Origin of the sequence: Nocardioides aquaticus, from assembly GCF_018459925.1 — a bacterium.
GTDB classification, from domain to species: Bacteria; Actinomycetota; Actinomycetes; order Propionibacteriales; family Nocardioidaceae; genus Nocardioides; species Nocardioides aquaticus.
The window spans coordinates 633,693-647,075 of sequence record NZ_CP075371.1 but is presented as its reverse complement, the minus strand read 5'-3'; the positions used below and the strand labels follow the sequence as shown (position 1 = coordinate 647,075).

General features: G+C 74.9%; 15 protein-coding genes. 4 read left to right on the top strand and 11 right to left on the bottom strand.

What is annotated here, in order from left to right; genetic code table 11:
• Positions 1–38: 38 nt before the first annotated feature.
• Entirely contained in the window at positions 39–1,427 is a 1,389-nt protein-coding gene (locus ENKNEFLB_RS03200; RefSeq protein ID WP_214057872.1) for a dipeptidase, read from the bottom strand.
• A gap of 27 nt (positions 1,428–1,454) precedes the next feature.
• Positions 1,455–1,814 (bottom strand): sterol carrier family protein, encoded by a 360-nt coding sequence (locus tag ENKNEFLB_RS03195; protein WP_160004731.1) that lies wholly within the window; start codon positions 1,812–1,814, stop codon positions 1,455–1,457.
• A gap of 132 nt (positions 1,815–1,946) precedes the next feature.
• On the opposite strand from ENKNEFLB_RS03195, the gene ENKNEFLB_RS03190 reads away from it, so the two are divergent.
• Positions 1,947–2,804, top strand: coding sequence for a DNA-formamidopyrimidine glycosylase family protein (locus ENKNEFLB_RS03190; RefSeq protein ID WP_214057871.1), 858 nt, complete (start codon positions 1,947–1,949; stop codon positions 2,802–2,804).
• A gap of 18 nt (positions 2,805–2,822) precedes the next feature.
• On the opposite strand, the gene ENKNEFLB_RS03185 is transcribed toward ENKNEFLB_RS03190, so the two are convergent.
• The 4 genes from ENKNEFLB_RS03185 to ENKNEFLB_RS03170 form a co-directional block, all read right to left on the bottom strand.
• On the bottom strand, positions 2,823–3,674 hold the full coding sequence (locus tag ENKNEFLB_RS03185) for an alpha/beta hydrolase (protein WP_214059300.1): 852 nt from the start codon (positions 3,672–3,674) through the stop codon (positions 2,823–2,825).
• A 38-nt stretch (positions 3,675–3,712) separates the two neighbouring features.
• A complete protein-coding gene (arfB, locus tag ENKNEFLB_RS03180) occupies positions 3,713–4,141 on the bottom strand; it encodes an alternative ribosome rescue aminoacyl-tRNA hydrolase ArfB (RefSeq protein ID WP_214057870.1) in 429 nt (142 codons plus the stop codon).
• Positions 4,142–4,145: 4 nt separating this feature from the next.
• Complete coding sequence (locus ENKNEFLB_RS03175) at positions 4,146–4,721, bottom strand: dihydrofolate reductase family protein (protein WP_214057869.1); 576 nt, start codon at positions 4,719–4,721, stop codon at positions 4,146–4,148.
• Between the two features lie 99 nt (positions 4,722–4,820).
• Complete coding sequence (locus tag ENKNEFLB_RS03170) at positions 4,821–5,486, bottom strand: class I SAM-dependent methyltransferase (RefSeq protein ID WP_214057868.1); 666 nt, start codon at positions 5,484–5,486, stop codon at positions 4,821–4,823.
• A 125-nt stretch (positions 5,487–5,611) separates the two neighbouring features.
• Here ENKNEFLB_RS03170 and ENKNEFLB_RS03165 point away from each other — a divergent pair, with 125 nt between their 5' ends.
• On the top strand, positions 5,612–6,460 hold the full coding sequence (locus ENKNEFLB_RS03165) for an SCO6745 family protein (RefSeq protein ID WP_214057867.1): 849 nt from the start codon (positions 5,612–5,614) through the stop codon (positions 6,458–6,460).
• A gap of 90 nt (positions 6,461–6,550) precedes the next feature.
• On the opposite strand, the gene purL is transcribed toward ENKNEFLB_RS03165, so the two are convergent.
• The gene (purL, locus tag ENKNEFLB_RS03160; RefSeq protein ID WP_214057866.1) at positions 6,551–8,830 is read right to left on the bottom strand and encodes a phosphoribosylformylglycinamidine synthase subunit PurL; all 2,280 of its coding nucleotides are present in this window, start codon (positions 8,828–8,830) and stop codon (positions 6,551–6,553) included.
• Positions 8,831–9,001: 171 nt separating this feature from the next.
• On the opposite strand from purL, the gene ENKNEFLB_RS03155 reads away from it, so the two are divergent.
• Positions 9,002–10,366: a glycoside hydrolase domain-containing protein gene (locus ENKNEFLB_RS03155; protein ID WP_214057865.1), complete on the top strand. Its 1,365-nt coding sequence runs from the start codon at positions 9,002–9,004 to the stop codon at positions 10,364–10,366.
• 67 nt (positions 10,367–10,433) lie between these two features.
• On the opposite strand, the gene purQ is transcribed toward ENKNEFLB_RS03155, so the two are convergent.
• Both purQ and purS read right to left on the bottom strand, forming a co-directional pair.
• Positions 10,434–11,102 carry a phosphoribosylformylglycinamidine synthase subunit PurQ gene (gene purQ / locus ENKNEFLB_RS03150; RefSeq protein WP_214057864.1) on the bottom strand — a complete coding sequence of 223 codons (669 nt, stop codon included), beginning with the start codon at positions 11,100–11,102 and terminating at the stop codon, positions 10,434–10,436.
• A complete protein-coding gene (gene purS / locus ENKNEFLB_RS03145) occupies positions 11,099–11,389 on the bottom strand; it encodes a phosphoribosylformylglycinamidine synthase subunit PurS (RefSeq protein WP_214057863.1) in 291 nt (96 codons plus the stop codon). The genes purQ and purS overlap by 4 nt, the downstream gene beginning before the upstream one ends.
• A gap of 143 nt (positions 11,390–11,532) precedes the next feature.
• On the opposite strand from purS, the gene ENKNEFLB_RS03140 reads away from it, so the two are divergent.
• Positions 11,533–12,036, top strand: coding sequence for a YflT domain-containing protein (locus ENKNEFLB_RS03140; protein WP_214057862.1), 504 nt, complete (start codon positions 11,533–11,535; stop codon positions 12,034–12,036).
• Between the two features lie 24 nt (positions 12,037–12,060).
• Here ENKNEFLB_RS03140 and ENKNEFLB_RS03135 read toward each other — a convergent pair whose 3' ends face one another.
• Both ENKNEFLB_RS03135 and ENKNEFLB_RS03130 read right to left on the bottom strand, forming a co-directional pair.
• Complete coding sequence (locus tag ENKNEFLB_RS03135; RefSeq protein WP_214057861.1) at positions 12,061–12,471, bottom strand: SRPBCC family protein; 411 nt, start codon at positions 12,469–12,471, stop codon at positions 12,061–12,063.
• Positions 12,472–12,481: 10 nt separating this feature from the next.
• Positions 12,482–13,354 (bottom strand): phosphoribosylaminoimidazolesuccinocarboxamide synthase, encoded by an 873-nt coding sequence (locus ENKNEFLB_RS03130; RefSeq protein WP_214057860.1) that lies wholly within the window; start codon positions 13,352–13,354, stop codon positions 12,482–12,484.
• Between the last annotated feature and the right edge of the window lie 29 nt (positions 13,355–13,383).

Genomic DNA, 13,383 nt, shown 5'->3' with positions numbered 1-13,383 from the left:
AAGGTCACGCGATCTGTAAAGCGTCTCACCCCGTGAGATCAGCCGCCGGCGCCTCGCCCCAGACGCGCCAGGAGCAGCGCCTCGGCCAGAACCACCCGCTCGAACTCGGCCAGGTGCAGGCCCTCGTTGGCGCCGTGGGCGCGGGTGTCGGGGTCCTCGACCCCGGTCACCAGGACGCTGGCCTGGGGGAAGGTCTCGAGGAACTCCGCGATGAACGGGATCGACCCGCCCACGCCCATGTCCACCGGACGGGTGCCGTCCCAGGCCTCCGCGAACGCCTCGCGCGCGGCGTCGTACGCCGGTCCGCTCGCGTCGATCTGCGTGGCCTCCCCGGTGTCGGTGACCACCGCGTCGAGCGTGGCGCCCCACGGCACGTGCTGCTCGAGGTGGGAACGCAGCGCCGTCACGGCCGACGCGGTGGTGTCGCCGGGCGCGATCCGCATGCTGATCCGGGCCCGCGCAGCCGGGACGAGGGTGTTGCTGGCGCCCTCGACCTTCGGGGCGTCCAGGCCGGTGATCGACAGCGACGGCTTGGTCCAGAGCCGCTCGACGGCGCTGCCGGAGCCGATCCAGTGCACGTCGGCGGTGGCGCCGGACTCCGCCCGCAGCCGCTCCTCGGGGTAGTCGACGTCGGCGGCGGGGCCGGCATGCAGCCCGGCCACCGCCACGTTGCCCTCGTCGTCGTGCAGGCTCGCCAGCAGCCGGGTCAGCGCCATCAGCGCGTCCGGCACCAGCCCGCCCCACATGCCGGAGTGCACGGCGTGGGTGAGGGTGCGCACGGTGACGTCCATCCGGACCAGCCCGCGCAGGCTGGTGGTCAGGGCGGGGACGCCGACGTCCCAGTTGCCCGAGTCCGCGATCACGATCACGTCGGCGGCCAGCCGCTCGCGGTGCTCGGCCAGCAGCGCCGGCAACGTCTCGGAGCCGACCTCCTCCTCGCCCTCGACGAAGACCGTGAGGTTGACCGGCAGCTCCGCGCCGAAGACGCGGGCGGCGCCGAGGTGGGCCACGATCCCGGCCTTGTCGTCGGCCGCGCCGCGGGCGAAGAGGCGGCGACCCGTCGGCGAGTCCCGCTCGGTCGGCTCGAACGGCGGGCTGTCCCAGTCGGCGTGGTCGTTCTCGGGCTGGACGTCGTGGTGGGCGTAGAGCAGCACCGTCGGTGCGCCGGCCGGCCCGGCCTTGTGCGCGATCACCGCGGGGGCGCCGTCGTCCACGGAGACCACGTCGACCCGGTCGAAGTCCTCGGCCCGCAGCAGCGTCGCGACGGCCTCGGCGCTGCGGCGCACCTCCCCGGCGCGGGCGGGGTCGGCGCTGACCGACTCGATCCGGACCAGGTCCTCGAGGTCGGCGCGCAGCCCGGGCAGCAGGTCCTGGACGCGGGCTCGGAGGTCGCTGGTCTGGTCGTCGGCGGGGCTGTCGGTGCTCATGACGCCCACGCTAGCCAGCGCGGCGGCTCAGGTGAGGGGCAGGTACGGCGCGAGGTCGGCGCGCTGGCCCGAGGCGCGGATCAGCCCGGCCGCCTCGGCCTCCGCCCAGGTGGTCGCGCCGCTGGCCAGGTCGATCCAGGTGCCGCCGTCGGTCTCCACCACGGCCGGCGGGGTGCCCCGGGTGTGCCGCACGCCCGGGACGGCCTGGACCGCGGCGTACGGCGGGACCCGTACCTCGACGGAGCGTCCCGGCACCCGGTCCTCGAGCACCGCGAGGTAGTGCTTGACCAGCAGCCGCCGGTCGCCCTTCTCCTCCTCGCCGGCGTGCAGCCGGGCCAGCGCGGCGGCGACGGTGGTCGGGTCGAGGAGGCGCAGACGGGCGGGCACTCCCCCAGTCTGCCCTCCGCCGAGATGACGCTCGCGGACAGCCGAGATGACGCTCGCGGCGCCTCGAGGTGACGGTTCCGGCGGCCCGGGCGGGTGGGACGGGCCCCGCCGGCGCGCTGGTTGACTGGCGGGGTGCCGGAGGGCGACAGCGTCTACAAGCTCGCGCGGCGGCTCGACCGCCGGCTGCGCGGGCAGCGCGTCGTGCGGACCGACCTGCGCGTGCCGCGGCTGGCCACCCGCGACCTGACCGGGCGCACCCTGGTCGAGCACGCGACGTACGGCAAGCACCTGCTGACCCGCTTCGACGCCGGTCCGCCGGACGGCGTCGACCCCGAGCCCGTGACGCTGCACTCCCACCTGCTGATGGACGGCGAGTGGTCGGTGACCGGGCCGGGCAAGCGGTTGCCGACCCGGCTGATGAACGAGGTCCGCGTGGTCCTGGAGACCACCGGAGGCACCGGGTGGGGGCGGCGGCTGCACCAGCTGGACCTCGTCCGCACCCGCGACGAGGACCGCCTCGTGGGCCACCTCGGGCCGGACCCGCTGCGGCCGGACTGGGACGCCGCGGCCGCCGTACGACGCCTCGCCGCCGACCCGGACCGCCCGCTGGTCACCGCGCTGCTCGACCAGACCCGGATGGCCGGGCTGGGCAACCTGTGGGCCAACGAGCTGGCCTACCTGACCGGGGTCAGCCCGTGGACGCCGGTGGGCGGCGTCGACCTCGTCCGCCTGGTCGACCGGGCCGCGCTCGCGCTGCGGCGCTCCGCGACCGTCGAGGGCGCCTACCAGGTCACCACCGGCCTCGGCACCCGCGGCGAGACGCACTGGGTCTCCGGTCGCCAGCGGCGGCCGTGCCTGCGCTGCGGCACCCAGGTGCAGATGGTGGCCGAGCTCGAGAACGACCCCGGCAACCGGCGTACGTGGTGGTGCCCGCACTGCCAGCCCGGGCCGGGCCCGGAGTCGCGGCGGCGCACGACGGGGTCTTGGTAGGCGACCGCCGCGACGCGCTCAGCCGAGGGAGTCGAGCACCTCGACCGTGCGCGCCCACGCCGTCGAGGAGACGTCGATGACGGTGAAGTGGTCGCCGTCGACCTCGACCAGCGTGGCCTCCGCGCCCGCGGCGGTCGCCGCCTCGACGTAGCCGACCGACTGCGACGGGGGCACGATCGGGTCGGAGGTGCCGTGCACGCACCAGACCGGCACGTCCAGCGGGACCTGGCGGGCCGGGTCGACGATCGCGTCGTCGGGGCCGTACGGGTGGCCCAGCAGGTCCTCGACCGCACTGCCGCCCACCCCCTCCTCGGCGGCGGCGCGCAGGTCGAGCACGCCGGCCTGGCTGACCACCGCGGTCACGTCCACCCCGCCGGCCCAGCGCTCGTCGCGTCCGCGGGAGGCCGCCCAGGCGGCGAGGTGGCCGCCGGCGGAGTGGCCCAGGGTCACCACGGTCGTCAGGTCGAGGCCGAGGTCGGTCCGGGCGAGCAGGTCGATCGCGGCGGCGACGTCGTCCAGCGTCTCGGGCACTCCCCCGCCGTCGCCGACCCGGCGGTACTCGACGTTGAGGGTCACCCAGCCCCGCCCGGTCAGGTCCGCGGCCAGCGGCCGGCCGAGGTCGAGGCCGTACTCCGCGCGCCAGAACCCGCCGTGGAGCACCACGACCACGCCGCGCGGCTCACCGGCCGGGCGGGACAGCTCGGCGTACTGGCTGGGGTCGTCGCCGTAGGTCAGCCGGCCCTGCGGGAGGCCGTCGGGGCTGGTGGGCGGGGGTGGGGGCACGGGGTCGTCTCCACAGCTGCTCAGGCCGCCGACCGCGCCCGCGCCGGCCAGCAGGCCCAGACCGCGCAGGAGCGTACGGCGACGCATCGGGCTCACCCGGGGAGTGAACCAGGCGCGGACGACCGTCAGTCCCACCCGCCGCCGCGACGGCCCCGCTTGACCTCGCCGCGCTGCTTCTTGGTGTCGAGCCGGCGGCGCTGGGAGCCGCGGGTGGGTCGCGTCGCCCGACGTGGCGGCGGGGGCGGCGCGGCGGCGTCGCGCACCAGGGCCGTGAGGCGCTCGCGGGCGGCGCGCCGGTTGGCCAGCTGGGTGCGGTGCTCGCTGGCCGCGAGGGTGAGCGTCCCGTCGACCAGCCGGGGCGCGAGGTGCTCCAGCAGGCGGGAGCGCTGGGTGGGGGTCAGCACGGCCGAGCCCGCGACGTCCCAGCTCAGCTCGACCCGGCTGTCGGCGGTGTTGACGCCCTGACCGCCCGGCCCGGAGCTGCGCGAGAAGCGCTCGCGCAGCTCCGCGGCGGGGATGACCAGCGACCTGGTCACCGCGAGGTCGTCGGGCATCCCCTCATGATGCCGGGCCCGCGGCCGGCTCGGCGACCCGCGGCGCCGGTGCGTAGCGCAGGTGCAGCACGCCGGTGTCGAACGCCTCGCTCGAGAGCAGGGTCAACGGGGTGCGGTCGCCGTCCTCGAAGAGCCGCGCGCCCGTGCCGACGGCGATCGGGTCGACCAGCAGCACCAGCTCGTCCAGGAGGCCCTCGGCGAGCAACCAGCGCACGGTGGTCGCGCAGCCCGACATGGCGATCGTGCCGGTCGTCGTCGCCTTCAGCTCGGCGACCCGGCGCGCGGCGTCGTCGCCCGGGATCACCGTCGTGTTCTCCCAGTCGGCCTGCGTGAGCGTCGACGAGACGACGTACTTGGCGATCGGGTTGATGAAGTCGCCGAAGTCGTCGGTGGTGTTGCCCGGCCAGTACTGCGACCACTGGTCGTAGAGCGTGCGGCCCATCAGGTAGGCCGAGGCCTCGTTGGTGACCTGCTCGACCGCGCGCCCCATGGCCTCGTCGAAGTAGGGGAAGTGCCACTCGTGGGGCGACTCCACAACCCCGTCGACGGTGGTGAAGAAGCAGGCGACGATGCGTCCCATGGGGGTCCTCCCGGTCGTGGGCGCCCGCTCCGGGTGGCGGGCGCCTCATCCTCTCCGACCGCGCCGACGACCGGGAGTCACCGGCGCGCCGGCGGGGCGTCAGCGGCGGCGGGCCCGCAGGACGGCGTCGGTGAAGTCGGCCGTGCCGCCGTCGGGGTGCGCGCCGGTGCGCGTGCGGGCCTCCACGGCCTCGAGCTCGAAGGCGTCCTGGTCCAGGGCGGGCACGAGCTCCTCGGCGGTGAAGAGCCACGTCGGGTCGCCGTGCCGCGCGCCGGTGCCCAGGTCGGCGGGGTGGTGCCCGACGACGAGCAGCGTGCCGCCCGGGGCGACCGCGCCGGCGAGGCGTCGTGCGACGTCAGGCAGGCGCTGGTCGGGCTGGTGGAAGAAGTGCGAGGTGACCAGGTCCCAGCGCTCCTCGCCGGGCTCCCAGGTGCGCACGTCGGCGTCGCGCCAGGTCGTCCGGTCGGCCACCCCGGCGTCGGTGGCGTGCTGGGCGGCGCGCTCGCGGGCGACCCGGCTGAACTCGAGCCCGACGACCTCCCAGCCCTGCGTCGCGAGCCAGATCGCGTCGCCGCCCTCCCCGCTCCCCACGTCGAGCGCACGGCCCGGCGTGAGCGACGCGGCCTCGGTGGCCAGCACCGGGTTGACCCGCCCGCTCCAGATCCGGTCGGTGGCGGCGTACCGCTCGTCCCAGGCGGGGCTCTCGAAGAAGAGCCGCCGCATCTCGGCGTCGTCCGGCGGGTCGGTGGGCTGCGCGTCGCTCATCCTGCGAGCCTGCCCTGCGCCGGCGCCCCCGGCAAACTCTGTTGCCGATCGGCAATGAACCGAGTGGTCCGCACCGGGGAGGCGGGCGTGGGACGGCAGCGGTCGCTGCGTGTACACATGTGCCCATGGACGCCCACGACGCCGGACGCACCGCCCGCTCCCTCGAGACCCTGCACGCCCTCTGCTACTTCTCCGCGGAGGTCGAGTCCTCCCTGGTCGACCTCGGGCTCCGCAAGGGCCGGATGTGCTACTTCGCCGGCCGCGCCGCCCCGATGGGCCGCGTCGGGGGCGGCCCTGTCACCGCGACCTTCTACGTCTTCAACCCCTCGCTGGTCGGCCACTTCATCCCCTCGGCCTGGGAGATCGCCTCGCCCGAGGACGTCCACGAGGCCCGCTACCGCGGCGTCGACGCCGCCTACCGGCACCTGCTCGGCGACGACGTCCTCGGCTCCGCCGAGATGCTCGAGGCCGCCGGGATCGCCCGGGAGCTCGCCGAGGGCTGCACGCCCGAGGGGCGCGCCCTGCACGCCGCGCACGCCGACATGGCCTGGCCCGAGGAGCCGCACCTCGTGCTGTTCCACGCGCTGACCCTTGTGCGCGAGCACCGCGGCGACGGCCACGTGGCCGCGCTCCTGCACGCCGGGCTCAGCGGCCGCGAGGCCCTGGTCAGCCACACCGCCACCGGCAAGGGCTTCACCGTGGCGGCCGCCCAGGCCACCCGCGGCTGGTCGGCCGAGGAGTGGCAGGCCAGCGTCGACGCGCTGACCGACCGGGGGCTGATGACGCCCGGCGGCGACCTGACCGACGACGGCACGGCGCTGCGTACGCAGGTCGAGGCCGAGACCGACCGCCTCGGCCTCGCCCCCTGGGCGGCGCTGGGCGAGGAGAAGGCCACCCGGCTGCGCGAGCTGGCCCGCCCGTTCGCCAAGCAGGCCGTCGCCGCCGGGGCGTTCCCCGGCGGTGTCTTCGCCTGAGTCCCGGTCCCGCCTAGGCCCGGGACGTCATACGAACGGTGGGGACGTCGCCACGCTTCTGGATGACGTCCCGGGCCAGCTGACCGACCCTCAGCCCAGGACGGCCGGCAGTGTCGCGCTCCACGTGACGTGCAGCTCCGCGAGCGGCACCTCCAGGACGGGCTCGCCGCCGGCCCGGACCACGAGCGCGTCGCCCCCGGTGGTGCCGAGCCGGGTCAGCGGGACGCCGTGGTGGTCGGCCAGGGCGACCAGCGCCTCGACACCGGAGTCGGGGATCGTGACCACGCACCGGGCCGCAGACTCCGAGAAGAGCGCGACGAAGGGGTCGCCCCCGGCCACGTCGCCGACGTCCACGGTGCAGCCGACCCGGGCGCCGCGTCCGCCGATCGAGGCCTCGACCAGGGTCTGGGCCAGGCCGCCGTCGGAGAGGTCGTGCGCGCTGGTCAGCAGCGTGCCCGCCGACGCCTCGACCAGCAGCGCGGCCAGCGCCTGCTCGGCGCCCAGGTCGACCAGCGGCGGCAGTCCCCCGAGGTGGTCGTGCACGACGTGGGCCCACTCGGAGCCGGAGAGCTCCTCGCGGGTGTCGCCCAGGAGCAGGACGGTCTCGCCGTCGCCGGCGAAGTGCGAGGCCGTACGCCGGGCGACGTCCTCGAGCACGCCCAGCACGGCCACGACGGGCGTGGGCAGGATGGCCGTCTCGGCGGTCTGGTTGTAGAGGCTGACGTTGCCGCCGGTGACGGGGGTCCCGAGCGCCAGGCAGGCGTCCTTCAGGCCCCGGCAGGCCTCGGCGAACTGCCACATCACGGCCGGGTCCTCGGGCGAGCCGAAGTTCAGGCAGTCGCTGACCGCGAGCGGACGGCCGCCGACCGTGGCGACGTTGCGGTGCGCCTCGGCCAGGGCCAGCTGCGCGCCGGCGTACGGGTCCAGCTTCGCGAAGCGGCCGTTGCCGTCGGTGGCCAGCGCGACCCCGAGCCCGGACTCGGCGTCGATGCGCAGGACGCCGCCGTCGGAGGGCTGGGCGAGCACGGTGTCGCCGCGGACGTAGCGGTCGTACTGGTCGGTGATCCAGGACTTGTCGCAGAGGTTCGGCGAGCCGACCAGGCGCAGCAGGGTCGCGCGCAGCTCGGCCGGGGTGCCCGGGCGGGGCAGCAGCTCGGCGCGGTCGGCCTGCAGCGCGTCCTGCCAGTCCGGGCGGGCCAGCGGCCGCTCGTAGACCGGGCCGTCGTGGGCGACGGTGCGGGGGTCGACGTCGACGACGGTCTCGCCCTGCCAGTCGATGCGCAGCCGCTCGTCGCCGGTGACCTCGCCGACCACGGTGGCCTCGACGTCCCAGCGCGCGCAGATCTCGAGGAAGGTGGCGACGTGGTCGGGGTGGACCACCGCCATCATCCGCTCCTGGCTCTCGCTCATCAGGATCTCCTCGGGCGAGAGCGAGGAGTCGCGCAGCAGCACCTTGTCGAGCTCGACGTGCATGCCGCCGTCGCCGGCCGCGGCCAGCTCGGAGGTGGCGCACGAGATGCCGGCCGCGCCGAAGTCCTGGATCCCGGCCACGACGCCGGCGGCGAAGAGCTCGAGGGTGCACTCGATGAGCAGCTTCTCCATGAACGGGTCGCCGACCTGCACGCTGGGGCGCTTCGCGGGCCCGTCCTCGTCGAAGGTCACCGAGGCCAGGATCGAGGCGCCGCCGATGCCGTCGCCGCCGGTGCGCGCGCCGTAGAGGATCACCTGGTTGCCCTCGCCGGAGGCCTGCGCGAGGTGGAGGTCCTCGTGGCGCAGAACCCCGACGCACAGCGCGTTGACCAGCGGGTTGCCGAGGTAGGAGGCGTCGAAGACGGCCTCCCCGCCGATGTTGGGCAGGCCGAGGCAGTTGCCGTAGCCGCCGACGCCGGCCACGATCCCGGGCAGCACCCGCCGGGTGTCCTCGGCGTCGAGCGGGCCGAAGCGCAGCGGGTCCATCACCGCGACCGGGCGGGCGCCCATCGCCAGGATGTCGCGGACGATGCCGCCGACGCCGGTCGCGGCGCCCTGGTACGGCTCGACGTACGACGGGTGGTTGTGCGACTCGACCTTGAACGTGACGGCGTACCCCTGCCCGATGTCGAGCACGCCGGCGTTCTCGCCGATCCCGGCCAGCATCGGCCCGGCCGGCGTCTCCTGGGGGATCTCGGAGAACTGCTTGAGGTGCACCTTGGAGGACTTGTAGGAGCAGTGCTCGCTCCACATCACCGAGTACATCGCCAGCTCGCTGCCGGTGGGGCGGCGGCCGAGGATCTCGCGGATCCGGGCGTACTCGTCGGGGGCGAGCCCGAGCTCGGCGAACGGCTGCTCGCGGTCGGGGTCCTGGGCGGCGGCGGAGACGGTGTCGAGCACGGGCGCCAACCTATCGAGGATCGCGGTCGCGCCCGACCGGAGGGCGCGCGCACCGCTCTGACCTGCGGAAACTACGCATCTGTAATTCGACCGGATCGTTGTGACGGGTGTGACTCCTGTGCTTAGAGTGCTCCCGCCCCGGCTCCTTGTCCCCCGGAAGGGACCCCCGTCATGCCCTCCCTCGCACCTCCGCTCGCCCGGCTGCTGGCCCCGCTCGCCGCCCTCCTGCTGTCGCTGTCCCTGGTCGCCTCGGCGGTCCCCGCCGCCCAGGCCGCACCGAAGCCGAACCCGGTCACGCCGGGCGACCTCACCGGGTACGGCTTCGACCAGTGCGTGGCCCCCACGCAGGCGGCGATGGACCGCTGGCTCGAGACCTCGCCGTTCCTGTCGGTGGGCATCTACATCTCCGGCGCCTCCCGCGGCTGCCGCGACCAGCCGAACCTGACGCCGTCGTGGGTGCGCACCCAGCTGCGCAAGGGCTGGCGGCTGCTGCCGATCACCCTCGGCCCCCAGGCGTCCTGCCAGCCGTCCTTCCCGCGCTACGGCAACGACCCGACCATCGACCCCGCCGCCGGCTCGTCCGGCCGCTACCCGAGGGCCCGCGAGATGGGGCGTACGGAGGCCGGTCGCGCCGTCGCAGCCGCCCGCGCCCTCGGACTGACCCCCGGCAGCACCCTCTGGTACGACCTCGAGGCCTTCGACGTCACCAACACCGCCTGCCGCGAGTCGGCCCTGTCCTTCCTCTCCGCGTGGACGACCCGCCTGCACGAGCTCGGCTGGGTCTCCGGCGTCTACTCCTCGGCCGCGTCCGGCATCAAGGCCCTGGACGACGCCCGCGTCAACCGGCCGAAGGCCTTCGCGCTGCCCGACCAGGTCTGGATCGCCCGCTGGGACGGCGTCGCGAACACCTCCACCAGCTACCTCCGCGACGACGGGTGGCGGCCGGGCGGGCGCGTCAAGCAGTACCGCGGCGGCCACAACGAGACGCACGGCGGCGTGACGATCAACATCGACAGCAACTTCCTCGACCTCGGCAAGGGGTCTGTGGCGCCCGCCGAGGAGCGGTGCGGCGGCGTCCGCGTGGACTTCCGCGCCTACCCGCTGCTGCGTCGGCCCGCCGCCGGCTACACGGCACCGGCGGCGCACACCACGGCGCTGCAGTGCCTGCTGCAGGAGAAGGGCCTCCACGACGGTGCTCTCAACGGCGTCTACGACCAGCGCACCGCCGCGGCCGTGGCGAGCTGGCGCGAGCGTCGCGGGATCTCCGCGGGCGACGAGGCCGGCCGCACGGTGTGGATGTCGCTGCTCTCCGCCGGGCGCAAGCCGGTGCTCAAGGTCGGCTCGGCAGGGTCCCAGGTTCGCCGGGTCCAGCGCGCGCTGAACGCCGCCTCGCCCGGCACCCGGCTCCGCCCGCGCGGGGTGATGAACCCCGCGACCGCCGCCGCGCTGCGCGCCTGGCAGGGCCGGGTCGACCTGCCCGCCACGGGGATCGTCACCAGGGACGACTGGGCGGCGCTGCTGCGCGGCCGGGCCTGAGGTCGGGGCCTGGGCCCGGTCCTGGGCCCGGTCTCAGGCCGGGTCTGGGCCGGGTCTGGGCCGGGTCTCAGGCCCAGACGGACTCGACCAGCGAGGTGAAGAAGCCGAGACCGTCGGTGCCGGAGCCGGTCAGCGCCTCGACGGAGTGCTCGGGGTGCGGCATCAGCCCGACCACGTTGCCGCGCTCGTTCGCGACGCCGGCGATGTCGCGCATCGAGCCGTTCGGGTTGACCTCGAGGTAGCGGGCCACGACCTGGCCCTGGCCCTCGAGGCGGTCCAGCGTCGCGTCGTCGGCCACGAAGCCGCCCTCGCCGTTCTTCAGCACCACGGTGATCTCGGCGCCCTCGGCGTAGGCCCCCGTCCACGGCGTCCGCGTGTTCTCGACACGCAGGCGCTGGTCACGGCACACGAAGCGCTGGTGGTCGTTGCGGATCAGCGCACCGGGCAGCAGGTGGGACTCGCACAGCACCTGGAAGCCGTTGCAGATCCCGAGCACGGGCATCCCGCGGCCGGCGGCCTCGACGACCTCGGTCATCACCGGCGCGAAGCGCGAGATGGCCCCGCAGCGCAGGTAGTCGCCGTAGGAGAACCCGCCGGGCAGCACCACGGCGTCGACGCCGCGCAGGTCGTGGTCGCCGTGCCACAGCGCGACGGCCTCATGACCGCCGAGACCGACCGCGCGCCGGGCGTCGACGTCGTCGAGCGAGCCGGGGAAGGTGACGACGCCGACCTTCACGAGCCGGCCGCCGTCCCGGTCACGGCGGGCTGGTCCTCGACCGCGTCGTCGACGTGGACGGTGAACGACTCGATGACCGGGTTCGACAACAGCGTCTCGGCCATCCGGCGGACGTCCTCGAGCACGGCGTCGGTCACCTCTCCGGCGACCTCGAGCTCGAAGCGCTTGCCCTGACGGACGTCGGTGACCCCGGAGAAGCCCAGACGCGGCAGGGCGCCGAGCACCGCCTTGCCCTGGGGGTCGAGGATCTCGGGCTTGGGCATGACGTCGACGACGACACGGGGCACGGCTGCTCCATCCGGTGGCGGGGGCTGTCGGCCCATCGTAGTGAAGCCGCGGCGCGCCGCGCGCGGGGCCGGGTGCCGCACGGGGGCCGGGCCAGGGCCGTACGCCTCAGGCGGTTCACAGGTCGGTGCGCGAGGATGGGGCCATGAGCATGACCTCCGGCACCGGCGGGACGCAGAGCCCGCTGACCCTCCAGTTCCCGCAGTCCCTCGCCGTCTACGACGACTACACCGCGGCCCAGAAGGCCGTCGACCACCTCTCCGACCAGCACTTCCCGGTGGAGGCGTGCATGATCGTGGGCACCGACCTGAAGCGGGTCGAGCGGATCACCGGCCGGCTCACCACCGGCAAGGTCGCCCTCGCGGGCGCCGTGTCCGGGCTGTGGCTCGGCGCCTTCGTCGGCCTGATCTTCAGCATCTTCTCCTCGGAGGGCCTGGCCACGTTCTTCTCGACCGTCCTGTTCGGCGCGCTGTTCGGCCTGGTCTGGGCGCTCGTCGGCTACGCCTTCACCCGGGGCCGGCGGGACTTCACCTCGGTCGCCCAGATCGTGGCCACGCGCTACGAGGTGCTCGTCGAGCACAAGCACGCCCAGCAGGCGCGCGAGCTGCTGGCGCAGCTGCCCGGTGGTCGGCCGGACCCCTTCGCCTGACCGGCGCGCCTGACCCGCGGGGACTCAGCGGCGGCCGAGCTCCCGGGCCGCCGCCTTGAGGTCGGTACGCGCGGCCAGCGGCGCCGCGAGCGGCAGGAACGGCAGCACCGCCTTGTAGGCGCCCCGCGCGGTGAACCGGGTGCCGACCTCGACGCTGCAGCCCGCGCCGCACGCCGTGAACCGCAGGGTCAGCTCGGCACTGACCCCGCGCCAGGTGCCGGTCTCGGCCCAGCGGGAGGGCCGCTCGTACGCCGTGGTGCGCATCCGCGGGCGCACCCCGGGGACGGTGACGTCGGTCCAGCTCTGCCCGAGGCCGACCTCGCCGTCGACGTCCTCGACGGCCTTCAGGCTGGCCTGCCACGCCGGGCGGTTGACCGGGTCGACGAGGTAGTCGAAGGCCACCTCGGGGCTGACCGGCAGGAACACCGTCACCATCGCCTGCTCCTCAGAACTTCTCGCCGGTGAGGCGCTCGTACGCCTCGACGTACCGGTCACGGGTGCGCTCGACGACCTCGGGCGGCAGCGGCGGCGGGGGCTCGCCGGACGTGCGGTCCCAGCCGGAGTCGGGCGAGGTCAGCCAGCGGCGGACGACGTCCTTGTCGAAGGAGGCCTGCGCGCGCCCCGGGGCCCAGTCCTCGGCCGGCCAGAACCGCGACGAGTCGGGGGTCAGCACCTCGTCGGCGAGCACCACGGTGCCCTCGGGCGTGGCGCCGAACTCGAGCTTGGTGTCGGCCAGGATGATCCCCCGCTCGCGGGCCAGCCCCTCGGCGCGGGCGTAGACGGCGAGGGTCAGCCCACGCAGCTCCGCAGCCCGGTCGGGCCCCACCTCGGCCTCGACGGCGGCGTACGAGACGTTCTCGTCGTGGTCGCCCAGGGCGGCCTTGCTGGCCGGGGTGAACAGCGGGGCGTCCAGCCGGGAGCCGTCCTCGAGGCCGGGCGGCAGGGTGATCCCGCAGACCTCGCCGCTCGCGCGGTAGTCGAGCAGGCCGGAGCCCGTCAGGTAGCCCCGGGCGACGCACTCGACGGGGAACATCTCGAGGCGTCGGCAGACGACGGCGCGGCCGCGGACCTCCTCGGGCACGTCGGTCGACAGCACGTGGTGGGGCACGAGGTCGGCGAGCTGGTCGAACCACCACAGCGACATCCGGGTCAGCACCTCGCCTTTGTCGGGGATGGTGGTGTCGAGGACGAAGTCGTAGGCGGAGAGCCGGTCGCTGGCCACCATCAGCAGGTCGCCGGACGGTAGCGCGTAGAGGTCGCGCACCTTCCCGGAGTGCAGGTGGGTCGCCCCGGCGAGCGTCGGGGTCGCGGGCGGCATGGGGCGAGGGTAGCGCCGCGGCCCCCGGC